This window comes from Parafannyhessea umbonata (assembly GCF_900105025.1).
In the GTDB taxonomy this organism is placed as follows: domain Bacteria; phylum Actinomycetota; class Coriobacteriia; order Coriobacteriales; family Atopobiaceae; genus Parafannyhessea; species Parafannyhessea umbonata.
The window spans coordinates 1,699,290-1,721,194 of sequence record NZ_LT629759.1 but is presented as its reverse complement, the minus strand read 5'-3'; the positions used below and the strand labels follow the sequence as shown (position 1 = coordinate 1,721,194).

General features: G+C 64.7%; 16 protein-coding genes. 6 read left to right on the top strand and 10 right to left on the bottom strand.

All coding sequences use genetic code 11. From position 1 onward, the window contains the following. Positions 1-100 precede the first annotated feature (100 nt). Positions 101-1,813: an OPT/YSL family transporter gene (locus BLT96_RS07745; RefSeq protein WP_090863288.1), complete on the bottom strand. Its 1,713-nt coding sequence runs from the start codon at positions 1,811-1,813 to the stop codon at positions 101-103. A 136-nt stretch (positions 1,814-1,949) separates the two neighbouring features. Here BLT96_RS07745 and BLT96_RS07740 point away from each other — a divergent pair, with 136 nt between their 5' ends. Further along, entirely contained in the window at positions 1,950-2,900 is a 951-nt protein-coding gene (locus tag BLT96_RS07740; RefSeq protein WP_336433186.1) for a type III pantothenate kinase, read from the top strand. A gap of 14 nt (positions 2,901-2,914) precedes the next feature. Beyond that, a complete protein-coding gene (locus tag BLT96_RS07735; RefSeq protein ID WP_090863285.1) occupies positions 2,915-3,712 on the top strand; it encodes a Cof-type HAD-IIB family hydrolase in 798 nt (265 codons plus the stop codon). Here BLT96_RS07735 and BLT96_RS07730 read toward each other — a convergent pair. From BLT96_RS07730 to nrdD, 4 genes are all read right to left on the bottom strand, one after another. Then, positions 3,709-4,440 (bottom strand): nitroreductase family protein, encoded by a 732-nt coding sequence (locus tag BLT96_RS07730; protein ID WP_090863280.1) that lies wholly within the window; start codon positions 4,438-4,440, stop codon positions 3,709-3,711. The two genes, BLT96_RS07735 and BLT96_RS07730, sit on opposite strands and share 4 nt — an antisense overlap. A 35-nt stretch (positions 4,441-4,475) precedes the next feature. Next, positions 4,476-5,501, bottom strand: a complete 1,026-nt coding sequence (locus BLT96_RS07725) for an NADase-type glycan-binding domain-containing protein (protein WP_090863277.1) — start codon at positions 5,499-5,501, stop codon at positions 4,476-4,478. A gap of 66 nt (positions 5,502-5,567) precedes the next feature. Next, positions 5,568-6,140, bottom strand: coding sequence for an anaerobic ribonucleoside-triphosphate reductase activating protein (nrdG, locus tag BLT96_RS07720; RefSeq protein WP_090863274.1), 573 nt, complete (start codon positions 6,138-6,140; stop codon positions 5,568-5,570). 220 nt (positions 6,141-6,360) lie between these two features. Then, a complete protein-coding gene (gene nrdD, locus BLT96_RS07715; protein WP_090863271.1) occupies positions 6,361-8,583 on the bottom strand; it encodes an anaerobic ribonucleoside-triphosphate reductase in 2,223 nt (740 codons plus the stop codon). 543 nt (positions 8,584-9,126) lie between these two features. Here nrdD and BLT96_RS07710 point away from each other — a divergent pair. Continuing rightward, the gene (locus BLT96_RS07710) at positions 9,127-9,675 is read left to right on the top strand and encodes a CinA family protein (RefSeq protein ID WP_090863268.1); all 549 of its coding nucleotides are present in this window, start codon (positions 9,127-9,129) and stop codon (positions 9,673-9,675) included. A 43-nt stretch (positions 9,676-9,718) separates the two neighbouring features. Here BLT96_RS07710 and BLT96_RS07705 read toward each other — a convergent pair whose 3' ends face one another. From BLT96_RS07705 to BLT96_RS07690, 4 genes are all read right to left on the bottom strand, one after another. Further along, a complete protein-coding gene (locus BLT96_RS07705; RefSeq protein ID WP_090863266.1) occupies positions 9,719-11,605 on the bottom strand; it encodes an ABC transporter ATP-binding protein in 1,887 nt (628 codons plus the stop codon). After that, entirely contained in the window at positions 11,592-13,334 is a 1,743-nt protein-coding gene (locus BLT96_RS07700) for an ABC transporter ATP-binding protein (protein WP_090863263.1), read from the bottom strand. Before BLT96_RS07700 ends, BLT96_RS07705 begins: the two co-directional genes overlap by 14 nt. Continuing rightward, the gene (locus BLT96_RS07695) at positions 13,334-13,819 is read right to left on the bottom strand and encodes a MarR family winged helix-turn-helix transcriptional regulator (RefSeq protein WP_197674343.1); all 486 of its coding nucleotides are present in this window, start codon (positions 13,817-13,819) and stop codon (positions 13,334-13,336) included. The genes BLT96_RS07700 and BLT96_RS07695 overlap by 1 nt, the downstream gene beginning before the upstream one ends. Positions 13,820-13,974: 155 nt before the next feature. Beyond that, positions 13,975-14,472 carry an HD domain-containing protein gene (locus BLT96_RS07690; protein ID WP_157692199.1) on the bottom strand — a complete coding sequence of 166 codons (498 nt, stop codon included), beginning with the start codon at positions 14,470-14,472 and terminating at the stop codon, positions 13,975-13,977. Between the two features lie 218 nt (positions 14,473-14,690). Between BLT96_RS07690 and BLT96_RS07685 the strand changes: the two genes are divergently transcribed. Then, on the top strand, positions 14,691-15,518 hold the full coding sequence (locus BLT96_RS07685; RefSeq protein WP_090863257.1) for an alpha/beta fold hydrolase: 828 nt from the start codon (positions 14,691-14,693) through the stop codon (positions 15,516-15,518). A gap of 201 nt (positions 15,519-15,719) precedes the next feature. After that, entirely contained in the window at positions 15,720-18,848 is a 3,129-nt protein-coding gene (locus BLT96_RS07680; protein WP_090863253.1) for a DUF3427 domain-containing protein, read from the top strand. Here BLT96_RS07680 and BLT96_RS07675 read toward each other — a convergent pair. Then, entirely contained in the window at positions 18,845-19,894 is a 1,050-nt protein-coding gene (locus BLT96_RS07675) for an HNH endonuclease (RefSeq protein WP_090863250.1), read from the bottom strand. The two genes, BLT96_RS07680 and BLT96_RS07675, sit on opposite strands and share 4 nt — an antisense overlap. Before the next feature lie 130 nt (positions 19,895-20,024). Here BLT96_RS07675 and BLT96_RS07670 point away from each other — a divergent pair, with 130 nt between their 5' ends. Continuing rightward, on the top strand, positions 20,025-21,842 hold the full coding sequence (locus BLT96_RS07670; RefSeq protein ID WP_090863246.1) for an AAA family ATPase: 1,818 nt from the start codon (positions 20,025-20,027) through the stop codon (positions 21,840-21,842). Positions 21,843-21,905: the final 63 nt, after the last annotated feature.

Sequence of the window (21,905 nt, the reverse complement as noted above, 5' to 3'; positions counted from 1 at the left end):
GCAAAAGGACCCGCCCGCATCCACGCCAATCGGCGGGGTGCGGGCGGGCTTGCGTAACGCGTCGACTTGACGAGGTGCGGTGCCGTACCTGGTGGGGAGCCTAGGCCGCGAGTCCCATGATGACGGACGCGAACGCGATGATCACGCCCACGATGGACTCGCCGCCAAGCACGCCGGATGCGACGACGAGGCCGTTCTGCTCATGCTCCGCAAAGAGGCGCTCGCGCTCCGCATCGTCGGTTCCCGAGGTGGCCGCGGCGTTCCGGCGGCGCCAGGCGGCATCGTAGGCGAGCTTCGCGAGCGCGCCCAGAAACGCGGTGAGCGACATGTAGAACGGCAGGTAGACGCCAAGGCCCACCATCATGGCGGGGAGCTTTGCCCAGTAGAGCGCGATGCCGGCGGCAAGGCCGATCGCGAAGGCGGGCACGCTGGGGATGCCAGAAATCATGGTTGCGACGACGGACGCCTGTGCCGCGACGAACGCCTTGCCCGGGCCGAACGCGCCCGGACCATATGCCGCCACGAGCGCGCACATGACGGCTGCCGCGACGACGGCGCCCACGATGCCGCCCAAGGCCTGGCCAAGCCACTGCGCGCGCGGGTCCGTTCCCAGCAGGTGGCCTGCGCGGAAGTCGTTCATCACGTCGCCGGCGAGTCCGCATGCCACGGCGACCATGCCCGCGACGAAAAACAGCCTGACCTGGCTGTGCTCGCCGAGCGCCGCTACGGCCAGAAGCACGATGAGGCCGAAGATCTCCATGGGGTCGATGCCGGTCTGGCCGCATGACTGCGCGCTCATGATGGTGGTGACGAAGGTGAGCGCAACCACGACGACGGAGGCCACGGGAGAAAGGCCAAGCCCCAGGCACGCGAGGACGGCCACGGCAGCGGTGGCGACGCCGAAGATCCCGGCGTCCGTGCGGAGACTGCCCGATACCAGCGACTGGGGGTCGTCCTTCTCGCCCGGCGCGTCCTGGCGGGCCTGACGCACGAACGTGCCCACCTGTGGCAGGATGTCCTTGACGACGGTGGCGATGCCCGAGCCCATCATGAGCCCCATGCCGAGGCTGCTCACGATGCCCTGGGCGCTTGTGACGCTCCACAGGCCAAGGGCGCTGCCTGCGCCTATCAGGCCGAAGTTTGCGAACGCGGCGCCGCCGAACCAGAACGCCAGCGGCACGAAGCCCACGAGAAAGCCCACGGAGAGCATCATGGGCGAGTTGTAGATGCCGAAGCTGACGCCGGGGATGGGCAGCTGGGCCAGCATGGTGGGGACCACGCCCAGGGCGTCGCGCAGCACGCCGTACGCGCCGGCAAGTCCCATGGACCAGAACAGCCTGGCGCCGGTGCTGCCGCCCGCCTCGGTGGCGCGCAGCGTCTCGGCCGCGGCGGTGCCGGTGGGGAACTCGAGCTCGTCCTCCACGATGAAGTGACGGTGTATGAGCGCGGTGCACACCAGGCCCAGCACGGTGCCGCACAGCGCCACCAAAAACATCTGCACCCAGCCCATCTGGTTGGCAAGTCCCAGCATCCACGCGCCGGGCAGCGTAAACGCAAGGCCACCCGCGACCATGGCGCCGGCGGACATGATGGTGTGGGTTACGTTGGCCTCGTTCAGGCTGGCGTTGCCCAGAAGCCTGAGGAAGAAGAGCGAGATGACCGCCGCGAACACGATGGGCCAGGGCAGCGCCCCCAGCCTGAGCGCCGTGTAGGCGGACGACGCCGTGATGATGACGCAGCCTATAGTGCCGATGATCGCTCCACGCAGCGTGAGCTGCCCGCGCCACGGGGCGCGGTTGTTGCCGTTGTCCATATTGTGCTCCTTTGCGTATATCCGCTTCCCCTTGACGTGGATTGCGTCGGGAAGTCGGGTTACCGGACCGTCTGCCGTGCCGGACATGCAGGGCAAACGGTTAGAGTATACAGGTGGCGGGCGTGGTGCGAAACCCATGGGGACGCATGCTGCCCCCGCGCGCGGCCTGCGCCATGCGTCCGCGCAAGGCAGGCGCGAGTATGCGAAGGACGGAGCCATGCAGGTGGGCGAGAAGGACGGGCCATGCGGGTCGCTTGCGGTGGACGTGGGCAACACCACCACGAGTCTGGGGCTGTTTGCGCCTGACGCCGCCCGTGACGCGGAGCCCGTGGGCACGTTCGAGGTAACGACCCCGGAGCGCCTGACCGCGGACGAGGCGCGTCTGCTGGTGGAGCGCGCACTCGAGGTGCTGGGGCGCGACGCCAACGCGCCAGCCGCGGCCACGGGGCATGTGGGTGCCATACTCTCGTGCGTGGTGCCCTCGCTCACGGAGCCGTGGACGCGAGGCCTTGCCGCCGCGTGCGGCGCACGGCCGCTTGTGGTGGGGCCGGGCCTGAAGACGGGCATCCGCATGGACTACCACGACCCGTCCGAGGTGGGGCCGGACCGCATAGCGGACGCTGTCTCCGCGCGCGAGACCCTGGGGTGCCCGGCTATTGCGGTCGACCTTGGGACTACCGTGAACATGGAGGTGGTGGACGCCCGCGGCGCGTTCGCCGGTGGCGTCATCGCGCCGGGCCTCGCTCTGGGCGTGCGTGCGCTCGCGGGCGCGGCGGCGCGGCTGCCCCAGATAGAGCTGAAGGTCCCCGACCGCGTGATAGGCAAGTCCACGCGCGAGGCCATGCTGTCCGGCGTGGTGCTGGGCGAGGCCATCCGCATAGACGGGCTCGTCCGCGGCATCGAGCGCGAGCTTGGCTGCGAGGCGCCCGTCGTGATGTGCGGCGACGGCGCGCAGGTGATCGCGGGGCTGCTGCGGCATCCCGCGACCGTGGACCCCACGCTCACGCTGCGCGGCCTGCACCTGCTCTACCTTATGAACGCGCGCCAGCAGAAGACGGGCCCTAGGGCCACCAAGACACGACGCTAGGGGAGAAGAGCCACATGTCAGAGTGGAAGATCGACCAGAACATCAAGGCTGCGTTCTTCGACGCGGACGGAACCATGATCTCTTTCGCGACGCACCGCGTGCCGGAGTCCACCCTCGTGGCGCTGCGGGAGCTGCGTCAGAACGGCGTGAAGTGCTTCCTGTGCACCGGGCGCGCCCCGTATACCGTAGAGGAGGTGCCCCTGGACAGCCTCGAGGCGTTCATCCTGTTCAACGGTCAGTTCATCCTCAACCGCGATGGCATTCTGTACCAGGAGACGATGGACAAGGCGGACATCGCCACGATCGTGGGGCAGGTGCAGGCCGGTATGTACCAGTGCCTGTTCATGACGGCAGAGCGCATGTTCGTGAGCGGCCACGACGACCTGGTGCGCAGCATCGAGGCGAGGGTGGGCCTCACCTACGAGGAGGACGACCCCGCCCTTGCGCTTGACGCGGACATCTACCAGCTGAACGTCTTTCTGGAGCCTGGCCAGACCGACGTGGTGAAGCAGGCGTGCAACCACATCAAGATGACCCGGTGGACCCGCGAGTTCGTGGACGTGTTCCCCCGCGGAGGTGGAAAGGACCGCGCCGTACGCAAGGTGCTCGACCTCTACGGCATCACGCCAGACGAGGCCATCGCCTTTGGCGACGGCGGAAACGACCTTGGTATGTTTGGCGTGTGCGGCACCTCCGTCGCCATGGGCAACGGCAACCCAGAGGTGAAGGAGCAGGCGGATTTCGTGACCGACGACGTGGACCGCGACGGCATCTACAACGCGTGCGTGAGGCTGGGCCTCATCGGTCGCTAACGGCCGCCCTTCTCGCCCGCGCGTGAGTCTGCGAGCCGGCTTGTGGCGGAGTCCTCCACGGCGTGTCCGCTTGCAAGCTCGAAGTGGCACTCCGCGATGCCCAGGTCGACCTTGCTGAAGAAGCCGCCCGTGGACTGCGCCCTCACGCGGGTGCGGTCGCGGTCCAGCGTGAAGATGAAGTGCTGCTGGTTCAGGGCCGTGGGCGCGAGCGCCGCCGCCTGCATGCCGTGCTGAAACCAGTCCGGCATCACGAGCCCGTGGGTGTTGCTGAGCTCGCTTATGCCCTTCGACCTGCGCGGACGTCCGTCATCCACGCCAAGGCCCAGCGCGACCACCATCACGAGCCGCTCGCCTGCGCCCACGTTGCAGCGGGTCCTCTTGCGGCTGAACGTGCCGCCCACCCAGCAGCTGTTAAGGCCAAGCCGCTGCGCAAGGAGCACGATCTTCTCGCCAAAGTAGCCGCACAGCTCGTCGAGGTCCGGGCCCTTTGGCCCCACCAGCGCAAGGTAGTTGCAAGCGTTCTGGAACTTTCCGTAGTGGGCGAGCATGGTCTTGAAGGCCTCGGGCTCGTCCCAGGCCAGCTGCATGTGCAGTCCAGAGGTGGCATTCGCTGCGGCAACGGCCCGCTCAAGCTCGGCGCGAACGTCTGCAGGCACCGCCTCGCCCGTGAAGCGCCTGACGGAGTGGCGGTGCTCGATCGCCCAGATGTCGTCCCGTGCCTGGTCCATGTGCTCCCAATCCCTCTTTCCGTGCAGACGCGCCGCTATGAAACCGTGATCTCCGAGATGGAGGTGTCCTCGTACTTCGAGCCTGGCGTCGCCGCCTCTATCGTGAACGTGATGGAGTTGCCGTCGACGGGCTCGGGCAGCTCGAAGCGGGTGATCGAGCCAAACTCGTTGTCGGGCAGGTCGACGTCCATGACCTTCTTGCCGTCCACGGAGACGCCCAGCCTGGTTGCGCGCGGATTCTTGTGGTACAGGCTCTCGGACTTCTGGTAGCCGTTCGCGATGGAGAATGCCGAGAAGGTCTGGCGCTCGTCGTCGGAAAGAGTCACGTACTCCCCAATGCCAAGCCCGCTTGCACCCTCCGCCCAGCAGGTCGTGACGTTGCCGTCAATCAGGTTCTGGGCGCCGTAGCTTGCGTACTGGTCAGTCGGCAGCGTCGAGGACGCGCTGGCGCGGGTGACGCCCTTGAAGCCCACGTGCTCCTCGCTGGAGCTGGAGCCTGCGTCGTCCTCGCCGGAGCCGCCGAGCGTGATCTTCTTCGTGCCGCTGGAGCTGGACGAGTCATCGGTCCTCACGATGGAGGGCTCCTTGTGGTTGGCGTTGAGCATCGGCATCACGCCCAGGATCACGCCCGCGACGGCCGCCGCGCAGAGCGCGAGCACGCCGAGCGCTATGAGGGCGACCTTGCGCCCGCCGCGCTCCGGGTCGGGGCGAAGCGAGCCCGCCTTCGGGCGCGCCGGTGCCTGGGGCACCTCCCTGGGCGCGACGGCTCCGCCGACCATTGCCTGCGGTGACGTCGCCTGCAGCTCGTCCTGGCCGGAGGGTTCGTCTTGGCCGGCGTCCTCGTTCGAGGCCTGCCTTGGCTTCCAGGAGGCATGTGCGGGAGGCATGGGCTGCGTCAGGTCCTGCGCGTCGACCGGGGCCTCGCCAGCGACCGTCTCGTCCGCGGCCGTCTCGTCCGCGGCCGTCTCGTCCGCGGACGAGACGGCAGAGAGGTCCGCGCCGCACTGCGGGCAGAAGCGCGTTCCTGGTTTGATCTTGGCGCCACAGTTAGTGCAGAACATCTTGCCTCCTCGTCTTGGCCTGGTTCCAAATGTAGCGCAAGACAGGTGCAAGCAACAGACAGAATGCTACATGGAGTGCGTTGAGAACACGGGGTCGTCCACCCACTCCACCACGTCGTTCGCACCGGAGAGCGTTCCGTCCGCATGCGCCTTGAGCGTGGCGGGCACGTCAATCAGACGCTGGTTGGATGAGCCGCGGAAACGCAGTGAGATGTCGTAGAGATCCTGCACAAACGGGCCGTCCACCAGTACGTCCAGACACGAGAGCACGCGGTCCATGTCCGGCGAGGCGTGGTCCCCGTCGCCTGTCAGCTGTTCCCAGGTACGTCCAGAGTACATCCAGATGTCCTTCTCGGGCAGCTCTGCCCGTACGCGCTCGAGGAAGGGCGCGAGCGCGGCGACGTTCTCCGGCTCCGTGGGCTCGCCGCCCAACACGGAGAGGCCATTCACGTACGAGGGCCGCAGGCTCTCCAGCACCTTGTCCTCCACCTCGCGGTCAAAGGGCTTTCCAGCCGAGAAGGACCAGGCTTCCGCGTTGAAACAGCCCTTGCAATGCAGGCGGCACCCGGACACGAAGACCGTGGTGCGCACCCCGATGCCGTTGGCGATGTCGCAGTATTTGATGTTGGCGTAGTTCATCGGGCGGTTCCTTTGGACAAAATGGTTGTGGTGAGCTGAGCGTTGTGGAGTAAGGCAGTAGGTACGCGCCGCACCGGCTTCGCGGCCATGGGAGTAGACCGGCTAGAGGTGTCCGGCTCTACGTGAAGGGGCCACCCCCTCGTGGACGGCGAGTCGCAAAGCGAGCGAGCGCAACGCGCGAGCGCCGAGCATGTCCACGAGGGGGTGGCCCCCATCATCGCTACAGGTGAAGCACGCGATCCTTTATCTCCTGCGTGCGGCCCTGGTTCCAGTACTGGGTGCCAATGTAGCCGCAGGTGCGACGCGCGACGTTCATCTTGGACTGGTCGCGGTTGCCGCAGTTGGGGCACTCCCAGACGAGCTTGCCGTCGTCCTCCACGATTCTGATCTCGCCGTCGTAGCCGCAGACCTGGCAGTAATCGCTCTTGGTGTTGAGCTCGGCGTACATGATGTTGTCGTAGATGAACTGCATGACCTTCACGACTGCCTCGAGGTTGTCCTGCATGTTCGGGACCTCGACGTAGCTGATGGCGCCGCCGGGGGAGAGACGCTGGAACTTTGACTCGAAGGCGAGCTTGCTGAAGGCGTCGATCTGCTCGGTCACGTGCACGTGGTAGGAGTTCGTGATGTAGCTCTTGTCCGTGATGCCGGGGATGACGCCGAAGCGGCGCTGGAGGCACTTCGCGAACTTGTAGGTGGTGGACTCGAGGGGCGTGCCGTACAGGGAGTAGTCGATGTTCTCGGCTGCCTTCCACTCCGCGCACCTGTCGTTCATGTGCTGCATGATGGCAAGGCCGAGCCCCTCGCCCTCGGGATCGGTGTGGCTGTGGCCCGTGAGCGCCTTCACGCACTCGTACAGTCCGGCGTAGCCGAGGCTGATGGTGGAGTAGCCGCCGTAGAGCAGGGAGTCGATCTTCTCGCCCTTGTCGAGGCGCGCAAGCGCGCCGTACTGCCACAGAATCGGCGCGGCGTCGGACAGCGTGCCGCACAGACGGTCGTGACGGCAGCGCAGGGCCTTGTGGCACAGGTCGAGGCGCTCGTCGAAGATCTTCCAGAACTTGTCGACGTCACGGTCGGCGGACAGCGCGACGTCCGGCAGGTTGATGGTGACGACGCCCTGGTTGAAGCGGCCGTAGTACTTGGGCTTGCCCGGCTCGTAGTTCTTGGCGCGGGCCACGTTGTCGTAGCCGTTGCCGGAGCGGTCCGGGGTGAGGAAGGAGCGGCAGCCCATGCAGGTGTACACGTCGCCGTTGCCCTCGGTCTCACCCTTGGACAGCTTGTACTCGCGCATCTTCTTCTCGGAGATGTAGTCGGGCACCATGCGCTTGGCCGTGCACTTCGCCGCGAGCTTCGTGAGGTAGAAGTACTCGTCGCCCTCGTGGACGTTGTCCTCCTCCAGCACGTAGATGAGCTTCGGGAACGCGGGGGTGATCCAGACGCCGGCCTCATTCTTCACGCCCTGGTAGCGCTGCTTCAGCATCTCCTCGATGCAGAGGGCGAGGTCGTGCTTCTCCTGCGCGTTCTGGGCCTCGTTGAGGTACATGAACACGGTGATGAACGGCGCCTGGCCGTTGGTGGTCATGAGGGTGACGACCTGGTACTGGATGGTCTGGACGCCGCGCGCGATCTCGTCGTGGAGGCGCTTCTCGACGATCTGGTCGATCTTCTCGGTGCCGGGGTGTGCGTCGATGGCCTCCATCTCGGCGTAGACCTGGCGACGGATCTTCTTGCGCGAAACGTCCACGAACTTGGCGAGGTGGTAGAGCGAGATGGACTGGCCGCCGTACTGGCAGGACGCCACCTGCGCGATGATCTGCGTCGCGATGTTGCACGCGGTGCTGAAGCTGTGGGGCTTCTCGATCATGGTGCCTGAGATGACGGTGCCGTTCTGCAGCATGTCGTCGAGGTTCACCAGGTCGCAGTTGTGCATGTGCTGCGCGAAGTAGTCCGCGTCGTGGAAGTGGATGATGCCCTCCTCGTGGGCCTTCACCACGTCCTCGGGAAGCAGCTCGCGCATCGCGAGGTCTTTGGAGACCTCGCCTGCCATGTAGTCGCGCTGGACGGACACGACGGTGGGGTTCTTGTTGGAGTTCTCCTGCTTGACCTCCTCGTTGTTCGCCTCGATGAGGCTGAGGATCTTGTCGTCCGTCGTGTTCTTCTGGCGCTTCTGGTTCTGCACGTAGCGGTAGATGATGTACTTGCGGGCGACGGTGAAGCGGTCGAGGGCCATGAGCTGGTCCTCGACGAGGTCCTGGACCTCCTCGACGGTCACGGTGTGACCGGCGTCCGCGCACTCGTCCTGAACGTTGTAGGACGCGAACTTGACCTCGCGGTCCGAGAGCTGCTCGTCGGCGGGGGCCTCGGCGTTCGCGGCCTTGATGGCGTTCACGATCTTCTGAACGTCGAACTCGACCTCGGAACCGTTCCTCTTGATGATCTTCATGCCGTCGCCTCTCGATCTGAGTTGTGCGCCCATGCGCACGTTATTGTTGTAAACGGGCAGCTTGGAGCCAAAAAATGCGCGCCATGCGACGCGCCGTTTGCTGGGCGTTGCTGCTGCGTTTGGTGTGCGGAACTACTATGCCACAATTGGTGGTGGTGTGTTTGTGTTGAAAACACCAGATATGGTTTCCTATTGTGTCAATCATGCCGAAACTCATGATGAAAACCCGAGTCCCTGCAGGTCAAAAAATTGCGCGATTCAACACGCATTGCGAAAGTGCTTAAAAGAAATTTGTTTGATTCATTTTTCGGAACGCGGACAATCTCCACTTGACAAGGATTTCCGGCCGTCGGCGGGGTCCATTTGGGGCAATTGCTATCGCAATACCACTATATATGGTAGGAGGATTTCTACATGGTAATAGATGATGTATGACGGCCGTCCCGCCGCGTGCGTACGACGCCTGCGGGCGCCACGTGCTAGGCTGGCTGTGTTGGCCTGGGCGCGGCGCCCGGGCATCGCATGCGAGAGGACGTGACCGCAATGGCACAGGCGGAGGGTACCTACGACGAGGCGCAGATCCGCGCGGAGTACGCAGACCTCACGCGCGAGCTCATCGCGCGCGGGCTGCAAGTGAGCACGATGGAGAGCGCCACGAGCGGCCAGATCGCGTCGCTCATCACGGATACGGAGGGCGCCTCGGCCGTGCTGAGGGGCGCGTACGTCACGTACTGCAACGACGCGAAGGTCAAGTGCGGCGTGCCGGCCGAGGTCATCCGCGCGCACACCGTCTACTCCACCCAGACGGCCGAGGCCATGGCGCAGGCGTGTCGCAGGTCGTACGCCGCGAACATCGGCATCGGCGTGACGGGCACCATGGGAAACGTCGACCCCGCGAACCCCGCGGCCTCGACCCCCGGCGAGGTCTACTTCGCCATCTGCCTGGGCTCGGGTGAGGACGTCCAGGGCGAGAAGAACCACAGCTTCCACGTGCACCTCGCTCCTCAGCCGTCGCGGCTCATGTACAAGCTCGCGGTTGCGAAGGAGGTGCGGGACAGGCTGGTGGTCCTTCTCGCCGAGGCGGGGGCGTAGCCGCCGGACGACGCCTGGCCTGCGCGCCGCGCGGGCGGGGCGGCTAGTCAAGCTCGCGCTTGCCGGTGCAGAGCTGCCAGTACTCGCCGTGCTGGGCCAGCAGCTCATCGTGTGTGCCGCGCTCCACGATGCGGCCGTGCTCCAGCACCATGATGGCGTTCGCGTTGCGCACGGTGGAGAGCCGGTGCGCTATCACGAACACGGTGCGCCCGCGCATGAGGGCGTCCATGCCGCGCTCGATGAGGGCCTCGGTGCGCGTGTCGATGGACGACGTCGCCTCGTCCAGTATGAGGACGGGCGGGTCTGCCACCGCGGCGCGCGCGATGGCGATGAGCTGGCGCTGCCCTTGCGAGAGGTTGGCGCCGTCGGACGTGATCTTGGTGTCGTAGCCGCTGGGAAGCCTCTGTATGAACGAGTCCGCGTTTGCGATGCGCGCGGCGTGGCGCACCTCCTCGTCCGTGGCGTCGAGCTTGCCGAAGCGGATGTTGTCCGCGACGGTGCCGCTGAACAGGTGCGTATCCTGCAGCACGATGCCCAGGGTGGATCTGAGGTCGTCCTTGCGGATGTCTTGCACGTCGATGCCGTCGTAGGTGATGGAGCCGGAGCGCACGTCGTAGAAGCGGTTTATGAGGTTGGTGATCGTGGTCTTGCCCGCGCCCGTGGAGCCCACGAACGCGATCTTCTGGCCGGGCTTCGCGTAGAGCGACAGGTGAGAGAGCACCGTCTGCCCGTCCTCGTAGCCAAAGGTGACGTCGTCCAGGCGCACGTCGCCCGCAAGCGGCACGGCACCGCCGCCCGGGAGCACCCAGCGCCATCCGGCCGCACCGGCCGCCATGCGGCGGGGGAGGTCCTTCTCGCCCGGCGCGTCCTGGTGCCGCCTGTCCGTGCGGTCGGTCCTGTCCGCGCGCTGCACCACGACCTTGCCCTCGTCCGCCTCTGGGGCAAGCTCCATCACGCCGAACACGCGCTCCGCGCCGGCAAGCGCCGTGAGCACGAAGTTGCCGAGCTGCGTGAGCTGGTTGAGGGGCATGGTGGCCTGGCGCACGAACACCAGGTACGAGGCAAGGCTGCCCACGTCGGTCTGGCCGGCGATCGCCATAGTCGCGCCGAGCACGGCGACGACGGCGTAGTTGACGTAGCCGATTACGACGGTGCTGGGCACCATGGTGAGGGCGTAGGCCTGCGCGCTGGTCCCCGTGCGGCGCAGGTCCTGGTTGAGGCGGCGGAAGCCAGAGAGGTTCGCGCCCTCGTGGTTGAAGACCTTCACGACCTTCTGGCCGGACATCATCTCTTCCACATAGCCGTCCAGCGCGCCGAGCGTGGTCTGCTGCGCGGCGAAGTAGCGCTTGGAGCGCCTGCCCGAGAAGCGCGTGTACAGCACCACGACCGCGTCGCACGCGAGCGTCACGAGGGTGAGCCGCCAGTTGAGCACCAGCAGCAGCGCTAGGGTGCCCGCCGTCTGCACCGCCGCCTGCATCATGTTGGCGAAGCTGTTGTTGAGCGCCTCGCTTATGGTGTCGACGTCGTTGGTGAAGTAGCTCATCACGTCGCCGTTGCGCGTGCGGTCGAAGAACGACACCGGCAGGCGCATGATGTGGCCAAACAGGTCACGGCGGATGTCGAACACGATGTGCTGCGCCGCGTGCACCATGACCTGCGTGTACGCGAGCGCTGCCGCCACGGCCACAGCGTAGATGGTCGCCGTCGCCACGACGTCTGCCGTGAAGCCGGCGACGTCGCCAGCGGCGATGCGGTTTACGACCGGCTTGATCATGTACGTGCCCGCGAGGTTGCCAGCGCCTGCGACCGTCACCAGCAGCGCAACGGCAAGCATGTGGAACTTTGCGTGGCCCATGTAGCCCACGAACGTCCTCAGCGTGCGGCGCATGTCCTTGGGCCGCACGCCGCCCGATGCCTTACTCTGAGCCATTGCCATCATCCCCCGTGGTGTTTTGCGAGTGATAGAGTTCCTGGTAGATGGGGTCGCTCGCAAGCAGCTGCGCATGCGTCCCCGTTGCGTGCACGCGCCCGTCGTCCAAGATCACGATCTGGTCCGCGTCCATGACGGAGCTCACGCGCTGCGCGATGATCACCTTCGTCACGTCGCGCAGGCGTGCGAGCCCCGCGCGTATGCGGGCGTCCGTCGCGGTGTCCACGGCGCTGGTGGAGTCGTCGAACACCATCACCTTGGGGTGCGCCAGCAGCGTGCGCGCTATGCACAGGCGCTGCTTCTGCCCGCCAGAGACGTTGCCCCCGCCGTGTCCCAGGTCCGCGTCGAGCCCGCCTATGCGGTCCAGGAACTCGTCCACGCACGCGACGCGGCACGCCTGCAGGATCTCCTGGTCTGTCGCCCCGGGGTTGCCCCAGCGCAGGTTGTCGCGTACGGTGCCCGAGAAGAGCACGTTCTTCTGGAGCACCATCCCCACGCCCGCGCGCAGGGCGTGCACGTCGTAGTCGCGCACGTCGCGCCCGCCCACGAGGACGGCGCCCTCCGTCGCGTCGTACAGGCGCGGCAGTAGCTGCACCAGGGAGGACTTGCCAGATCCCGTGCCGCCCAGGATGCCGACGGTGGAGCCTGGCTCGAAGCGAAGCGACACGTGCTCCAGCACGTTCCTGCGCGCGGTGGCGCTGTACTTGAACGAGACGTCGCGAAGCTCCACGGAGCCGTCCGTCACCTCCTTCGCGCCCGTGGGGTTTGGGTCCATGGCCGGCTTCTCGCGCAGCACCTCGCACACGCGTCCCACGCTCGTGACGGCGCGCGCGAGCAGCAAAAACACGCTCGATATCATGTTGAGAGAGTTCATAATCAGCAGCACGTAGCTCATGAAGCCGGTCAGCGTGCCCACGCCTATCTCGCCGGAGGAGACCATCTGGCCGCCAAACCACAGCAGACCCACGTTCGCCACGGCCATGGCCGCCTGGAACGCGGGCATGTTCAGGACGGCGCCGCCAAACGTGTGCGTCGCAGTGTCCGCAAGCGCGGCGTTTACGTCCTCGAAGCGCTTCGCCACGTGTCCCTCGCGCACGTACGCCTTGATGGCGCGTATGGCCACCAGGTCCTCCTGCAGCGTCTCGTTCAGGCGGTCCATCACGCCCTGCAGCACCGCATACTGCGGCGCTACGTGGTGCACGATGAGCCCCAAGGCAACCGCAAGAAACGGCAAGATCACGAAGAACACCACCGCGAGCCGCGCGCTCATGGCGCACGCCAGCACCAGGCCGGCCACCAGCATGACGGGGCTGCGCAGAAGCGGCCTCACGCCCATCACGAACGCGTTCTGGATGACGGTGATGTCGGTGGTCAGGCGCGTGACCAGCGAGGACGACTCAAACTCGTCCAGGTTTGCGAACGCGTACTCCTGCAGGTGGGCGTACTCCGCCTCGCGCAGGTTCGCGCCAAAGCCCATGGCGGCCTTGGCCGAGAAGCGCGAGTACCCAAGGCCGCAGACGCCTGCCAGAAGCGCCACCACAACCATCCGGCGCCCCGTGGCAAGCACGAGCGACAGGCTGCCCGAAGCGATGCCCACGTCCACGATGCGTGCCATCAGGAAGGGAATCGCGAGCTCCGCGACGGTCTCGCCCATGATCAGTAGCGTCGCCGCCAGCATGTCCAACCGATATCCGCGCAGGTAGCGCGCTACATAGCGAAGGTCTTCCATCACAGCGCCTCCCCGTCCGGGGCGGTGGCGCGGTTCGCGCGTCGCAGGTTCGCGTGGATGCGCGTGAGGTAGTCCTGCAGTTGGGCCACCTCGTCGGGCGAGAAGCCCGCGAGCATGGTCGCGCCCTCCTCGTCGCAGCACCGATCCCACTCGGCCAGGGCGGCCCTGCCCTCCCCGGTGACCTCCGCAAGCCTGGTGCGACGATCTTCTCCCTGCGTCATGCGCACGAAGCCGCTCTGGTTGAGCGAGGCGAGCATGCGGCTGACGGCCGCGGGGTCAAGCTCGAAGTACTCCGCAAGGGTCCGCTGGCTGCACGGGCCGTTCACCCCAAGGTAGCCCAGTATCTTGGGCTGGCCGGGCCCCAGGCCGATCTTGGCCATCCGCGGCCGCAGGAAGTTTGTCTGCGCGTGGAACGCGCGATAGAGCATCATGTGCGCGTCGCTGAGGGAGCGTCCCTCTGCCGGCGCGTCGCTGCGCTGTTGCATAGTGCGTCTCCTTGACATGTCAACCTTTTGTCGGCAGCTAGCCTACTCTCATCGGTTGACGTGTCAAGGTTGATATGTCAAATAAATGCGAGCTTCACGCGTGGGCGCCACGGGCGGCGGCGCCGTCTCCGTCTCGTCGCGTGTGCCGTGCGCCGCTACTGCGCCACGGGCGGAAACATCGCCGCAAACAGCGCAAGCCCGGTCCTCGTGGCAAAAAACGGCGCTGGCCTCGTGGGCGCAGGCCTGCCGTCGCGCACGCCCTCGGACGTGTTGACCAGCCAGTCCGCCTCCAGGATCACCCGGTGCACCGCGCCCTCCACCGGCTCGTACGTGTGGTGGTGCGACACGACCCACGCAATGCGCTCCACGGTCTCTTGCGGCTCGTCCGTTCCCGCAAAGAACTCCCTCACGAGCGGCGCGGACTCCTTCTCTTGCAGCTTGCCGGGTGCGGAGCCGTACTTCTTGCGGCACAGCGGGCACGCGATGTCGTGCACCACGGCCGCAAGCTCTATCACGTGCAGGGTCTCCGCGTCGAGCCCCTCGCCCTCCGCAATGGCCTTTGCCAGGCCAAACACATGTAGCAGGTGGTCAACGTCGTGCAGGTTTCCCGCCGAGAAGTCCACCATCTTGGCTATTGCCTCTCCCGTGAGCATGCGCCCTCCTTGTCTGCGGCGTCTGGCCGTGCCTTGTGCGCCGGCCGGCTGCGGTTGTGTGTCCCTTGTCAGTATGACGGCCTCGCCGCGCGCCCGCGCGTGCGCGACCGCCTTGTAAGGCATGTGTAACCGCCGCGCCACCTTCTTGTTGCGCCGCACCGGCGCCGCGGTGCTACCATGTCCTGCGCACGCGCTCCGCGCAAGAGGAAGGTTCTGCCATGGCCAAAGATCCGCAGCACACGGACACGCCGCTGCAGGTGACGGGGGAGCATGGCCCCTCCTCCCGGTTGTTCGTGCGCAACGTTGTGCCACCGCGGCCGGACGGCCTTCCCCTGGTGTTGGTGCACGGCGCGGGCGTTGATTCCAGCTTTTATGACAGCTTCGCTGCGTGCGCGCCGGCGCGGCGCATCGTCGCCTACGACCGTCGTGGCTGCGGTCAAAGCGCGGACGCACTGGACGGCGACTGGTCGCTCGACGCGCAGGCGCGCGACCTGGCATCCGTAATTCGCGCGGCGGGCGGCCGGGCAGACGTCGTCGCGCACAGCCTTGGCGCCGTGGTGGCGCTCCGGCTGCTGGAGCGCGCGCCGCGGCTCTTCCGCAGGCTGGTGGCGTATGAGCCGCCCATCTTTTGCGGCCTGGACCCCGACGACGAGGTCTTCGCCAACATCGAGCGCGCCCGCAAGGCACTTGCAAGGCATCGCTCCAGCACGGCGCTCTACCTCACCACCCAGCGCGAGTCCATTGGCGAGCCCGTCGTGCCGTACTCCGAGCGCGAGCTGCAATGCCGCGAGCGCAACATGCAGACGAGCTTCTCCCGCGAGACCTGGGCGTTCGACTACGCGCCGGACTACGACGCCATCCATGGCTCCGGCGTGCCTGTCCTTTTGTGCATCGGCCGCCAGAGCGACGCCACCTACCACGCGCGCAACCTGGACTTTTTGTGCCAGGGCCTTGGCGCAACGTCCGCCGTCATGCCGGGCGGCCACAACGGACCGCGCGACTACCCCGGTGAGGTTTCCGCCGCGATCCTGGACTGGCTGCGATAGTCGCTACGCGCTCAGCCTGCAAGACAGCCGCAACCTGCGTACCAGGTACTTCATTGCACGTGCCGCCGTCCTCGCCACCGTGCGCCGGGCGAGAAGAACGTGCGTACCTGGATTGCTTGTCTCCCGCTCCCGGTTTTCGATTTGCACGCAGGAGGCTCGTGCGCGATCCTGGTGCAGATTGGCGCAAGGGATGGGGGCGTAATGCTGGAGCCGGGTCTGTATGAGCAAACTATCAGCAGGGAACTGAAAGACGAGCTCGAGTCCGAGAAGGATGAGCTTGTCTCCGAGCTTCGCAAAATCGACGATGCGGAAGCGCCGAAGATCCTTGCTGAATATGTCGCTGAGGTTGCCGAGAGTGCCCTCGCAAGGATCAGCGAGTCTGGCAAGGACTCGCTCGAGAACCAAATACAGCTCACCAACAAGATGATCGGAGCCTTAGATTCGCCGAGTGATCTTGTGGGTGATTCCCACCAGCTGCTCTACCTTGTCCCAAAGGTGGTGCACCAGATTCGTGGGAAGAGCGAACGTGACACCCTGCGTCCAGAGACCCCAATGTCACAGAGCTCTCTCTTCACGGGATCCAGGCATGAGCCATCAATGGGGTCCGAGCTCAAGAAAGAGATTGCCTCGGCGGATCGAATCGACATGCTCGTCTCATTTATCAAGTGGCCGGGACTTCGCATCATCTTGCCAGAGCTTAGGGAGTTCTCCGAAAGGGGCGGCAAACTCAGAGTAATTACAACGTCATATATAGGTGCAACCGACGTTAAGGCTATCGACGAACTGAGCGAGCTTCCCAACGCGGAGGTGAAAGTATCGTACGACACAAGGGGCACTCGCTTACACGCGAAGGCATATGTGTTCTATCGCAAGACGGGCTTCACGACCGCTTACGTGGGCTCATCCAATCTGTCTAACCCTGCCATTACGAGCGGTCTCGAGTGGAATGTGAAGGTTGCCCAGCGAGAGCTGCCTGACACGATGGCGAAGATACGCGCGACGTTCGAGTCATATTGGGAGTCAAACGACTTTGAGCCCTACGACAAGAGTCAGCACGATCGCTTTGTGGAAGCCGTAAAGCGGGAGCGTGGAGACAAGACCCCAAGCGACCTTGTTTACTTCTTTGATCTCAGACCGTACCCGTTCCAACGCGAGATCCTCGACCGGCTCCGTGCAGAGCGCGAGGTTGGTGATCACTGGCGAAACCTTGTTATTGCCGCAACGGGCACGGGAAAGACGGTCATATCGGCATTTGACTACAGGGAGTTCTGCGCCCGTTACAACGATGGCAAGCCAGCGCGTATGCTGTTTGCGGCGCATCGCGAGGAGATCCTTAAGCAGGCTCTTGCGACCTATCGCAGTGTTCTCCGCGATGCGAACTTCGGCGACCTCCTCGTTGGGTCCTACACTCCAGAGAGCTTCGACCATCTTTTTGCGTCGGTGCAGTCTATCAATTCGAGGGGACTAACGGGCTCGCTTGACCCGACCTACTACGACTACATTGTGGTGGACGAGTTCCATCATGCTCCCGCGCCATCGTACCAACGGCTACTGGAGCACTTCTCGCCAAAGGTGCTGCTGGGCCTCACGGGTACCCCAGAGCGAATGGATGGCAAGAGCGTTCTGCCGTGGTTCGACAACAGGATCGCCGCCGAGATCAGACTGCCAGAGGCTATTGATCGGAAGCTGCTCTGCCCGTTCCAGTACTTTGGCGTTACAGACGAGGTCGATCTGAGCCAGCTGAAGTGGTCGCGTGGTGGTTACGAAACTTCCCAGCTCGAAGACGTGTATGTGTATCAGGAGCATCAGGCAAGACGACGTGCCGAGCATATTATCCGGTCGCTGGACAGATACGTGACGGACCTCGAATCCGTGCGAGGCATCGGATTCTGCGTCTCAGTCAAGCACGCCAACTTCATGGCGAAGCAGTTCAACGACCATGGGATAAGTTCCGTCTCTGTTACGGGGCAGACGCCGGAGGACAAGCGTAACGCAGCAAGGCGGCAACTCGCGACGGGCGAGATCAAGTTCGTCTTCACGGTAGACGTCTACAACGAAGGCGTTGACATCCCCGAGGTCAACACGGTGCTGTTCCTCCGTCCGACGGAATCTCTCACGGTGTTCCTGCAGCAGCTCGGACGAGGCCTCAGGCTCTCTGAGGGTAAGGATTGCCTCACGGTCTTGGATTTCATTGGCCAGCAGAACAAACACTACGACTTCGAATCCAAGTTCTCCGCTCTGCTTTCGAACACGCACAAGCCAATGAATCGAGAGATCAAAGAAGGCTTTTCGTCTGTGCCGAAGGGGTGCTACATACACCTCGAGAAGGTCGCGGCAGAGTTCGTCCTAAAGAACGTGAGCCAATCCTATGGCATGAAGTTCGGTCTCGTGAGCCGGATCTCCACCTTCACCGAGGATACGGGCCTTGATCTCACGCTTTCCAACTTTCTTGCGTCGACGGGGGTCGACCACAAGATGCTATTCGGCAAGTACAGCTTTTCTCGGCTGTGCGTGGAGGCAGGTGAGAAGAACGACTTCTTCGATCCGGACGAGGAACTTTTGACAAAGGCCTTGGCGCGCATCTGCTCCATTGACTCTCGACGCTGGATCAGGTTCCTGCTGCGAGCGCTGCCGCAGATTTCCGAGGGAAAAAGTGACTTTGGAGAGTTGGAGATGAGCTGGCTGAGAATGTTTCAGGTCACTCTTCTGCCGAATTCGACTGAGTCAGAGCTTCGAGAGGAGACGGTTGAGGATCTGAGGAGACTTCTGAGAAACGAGACCATGTTTGCGGAGATCTGCGAACTTCTGCGTTTCAACCTCGACCACATCGACTTCATTGACGAGCCGGTGAACCCTGGCTTCGAGTGTCCCCTCGATCTTCATTGCCAATATACAAGCAACCAGATACTCGTTGGGCTTGACCACCTCAATCTAAAGGGTATGTGGGGACTTGGAGTCAAGTGGTTGCCAGAAAAGCGCTGCGACGTGCTCCTCAATACGTTGAACAAGTCGGAGAAAGACTACTCGCCATCGACCATGTACGAGGACTACTCCATTAGCGAGAGCCTATTCCACTGGCAGAGCCAAAGCAGTACAAGCGATACAAGCAAGACCGGCCAGCGCTATATACATCATGGTGAGAGAGGGTCGAAGGTCCTTCTCTTTGTGAGGGAGTTCAAGAAGGATGCTGCCGGTACGGCGCCGTTTACGTTCCTGGGGATGGTCGACTATGTCTCGCACGAGGGTTCGAGGCCGATGAGCATCGTCTGGCATCTCGAAAGGCCTATGCCAACGAAGTTCCTGCGGAAGACAAGCAGGCTCGCAAGCTAAGACGCCATGCTCTTCTGAGCGGCCAGAAAGCGCTTGTATTGCATTTCCAAAAGCTCGTCGTCAGGGGCGGCCTTGCCCGTGGGCATCTTGAGCTGCTCATTGGCGAATGCTCGATATGCAGAGGAGTCCAGACGATGAGAGAGTCGGAGGATGTGAGTCTCTGGTTCGATAGAAAGCAGGTTTGCGTCGTACAGACTATGTATGTCGGCGCGCAAGAGGACGCCGTTGCTGACAACTTGCGAGTTAGAGCCTCGATACCGGTCGATATGTGCCGCCTGTAGCGCCTCGTTCACATCCGCATGAGTGACCGGGCACGTGCCGTTGTAGGCTTCGAGAAGTGCCTTGCGAAACGAGTCCTGACGTTGACGTACGACCGAGGTGACGAAGCGACGGATGCGGTCGTCCCTCTCGGCGGTAATCTGCGCTTTTAGACGGTCGAGCTCCTGACGCTCCTCTTGCGTGAGGTCTGAGTCCCTTATCAGATAGAACTTGCGGTCGGCCTCCGTCTGAGCGTTCACGGGGCCGTGGATGGTGAAGGAATCAGTCTCGGTGTTGTACTGCTCGACGAATGCGAGGCCGAGGACAGCGTATCCGGATTTGTTTCGGATCATTACGCCGACTGGTACGCCGTCGTCCAGATTGTTCATGAGGTATGACGTGGACTGATCCGTTGGTTTCTTGCCATCGGCTGGACGGTGAGCCTTGTAGTCGAGGATCCACGTTCCATCCGGCCGCGTAACGACGTCCTTGTCGTCGTAGTATGTCTGGCCCTCCGAGTGGATTGACAGCGCATACTTGCGCTTGCCTGCCCCGAGGGATGGAAGGGAGTCGTAGTTGGGGGAGTGAATGCCTCGCTGTGACGCAAGCTTGACGTCAAGGCCGCGTGCCATTTCCTCTTCCCCGCGCGGAAGACGAGGGATCTGGCGTCCCTCGTAGTCGATGAACCTCTGGTATGCCGAAAGGAACTCGGGAGGGACGAGGCCGCTCGCGCGCTCAAGCGAGAGGGCGTACACGTCGCAGTCAAGTATGAAGGGCTCACTCATCATGCGACCAGAGTACTATATTCGCGGCCAAGGGGGCGGGTTCTTCTCGCCCAGGCGAGGCGCTTGGGATGGCGCGGCAGGGGCATAATCTTTCCTGGACGGCGCGGGTGCGCCGGGCTGGGAGGCTTGCGTTATGTCGGACGTGCGATTTGGGACTGCGGCCGCGGGCGGCTTCGCTGCGGCGGGAGACTCCGCCGGGGCGGTGGAGGCGATCGAGTCCATTCTGGCGAGACCGCGCGACGAGGTGCTTGCGGAGTGCCGGCGCTACGTGGTGGGGCAGGAGGACGTGCTCCGCGAGGTGGTGGGGCTGACGTACTCGTGCCTGCAGCGCATGGAGATGCGCGCCCGCGGCGTGGACGACATGGACCTGCCTCGTGCGTGCGCGTTCATGCTGAGCGGCAGCACGGCAAGCGGCAAGAGCTTCATCATGAAGGTGGTCGCGAAGGTCATGGGGCTGGAGCTGGTGAGCATAGACTGCTCTGGCATCACAGGCGCCGGATGGGTTGGCGACTCCGTGAGCAGCGAGCTGAGGCGCGTGGCCGGCGTGATGGAGAAAAGCGACGGACGGCCGGTGCTCGCGTTTTGGGACGAGGCGGACAAGCTGGTGCGCAAGACGCGCGAGGGCGGCCGGAGCTTTGACAGCCAGGGCAACTTCCTGAAGCTTCTGGATGGCGGGACGCTGGAGCTGGCGCCGGAGGCCCAGGGCCAGCGCGAGGTGACCCTGGACGCGGGGCGCGTGCTGAACGTGTTTGCCGGCGCGTTCATGGGGATCGAGGGCATAGTGCGGAAGCGCCTGCTGAGCAGTGGGCTCGAGCTTGCGGGCGCGGGCTCTGCGGCGCCGGGGCTCCTGACCACAGACGAGCTGAGGGCGCGCATGAACCTGCAGGACCTTGTGAGCTGGGGGTTCATGCCCGAGTTTGTGGGGCGCTTTGGCGCGGTGGTGTGCGTGCCGACGCTGACGTTCGCAAGCCTGCGGCAGATCGTGAAGGGCTCCGAGCGGAGCCTGGAGCGTCGCGTGAGCAACCTGCTGGGGGCCGGACGCGCGTTCAGGATTTCCGACGCGGCGGCGGACGCGATTGCCCGCGAGGCGCATGAGAGCGGCCTGGGCGCGCGCAGGATCGACCAGGTGGCGAACCACTTTGAGGCAGAGGCGACCGTTCGCCTGCACGCGGACGACTCCGTCAACGTGGCGACGCTGGACGTGGACGCGGACGGCGGCCTGTGCCTTGCGTTTGGCTTTGACGAGGGCGTGGCGGAAGGCGCGGGCGTCGTGCCGGGCGCGGGTGACGCGCCTAGCAAGACGGGTGCGGGCGAGAAGGACGGCCCTGCTGTTGCGGGCGTGACCGCGGGTGCGGGCGCAAGCAGGTTCGAGCCGAACGAGCGGCTGATCGCGGCCGTGGACGGAGCGATGGCGGGCGCGCGCTGGGCGGATGCGGCCGCGACGGCGGAGGGACGCGAGCTCTTGGCCAGGCGTCTGGCGCACTACCAGCGCTGGCGCGTGCGCGACGCACGGTCCGTGGACGCGGCGGAGCTGCTGCTTGAGGCAGTGAGCGGCTACCTTGCCGTGAACCGCGACCCGGGTATGAGGCAGACGCTGGGCTACGTGTGCGCCCTGCTGCGCTTTGCGGACATTGGCATGCGCGACGGATGGACGTACCTGGACACGCTGTTCTTTGGGCGCGTGGAGGTGTGCGGTCTGCGCGGCCTGGAGGAGCGTGCGAGCTTCGATGCCGCGTACTGCAGCTGCGACGCGGTGCGTGCGCTGAGCTGCTACAGGCGCTACCTGGAGTTTCCGGAAGCGGTGCGCAGGGAGGCCGTGCACCTGGCGCAGGCGAGGGCCACGGACGCCGCCACGTCCGAGCGCGAGGCGGCGTGGCTGCGCGCGGACGTCAACGGCGTGGCTGATGCCGTGGACAAGGAGGCTCCCGCTGGCATGACGCTCATGTTCTAGCCTGTGGCTGTGCCGTTGACGTGGGGGATTGCCGCCAAGGGGGCGCGTTCTTCTCGCCCGTGC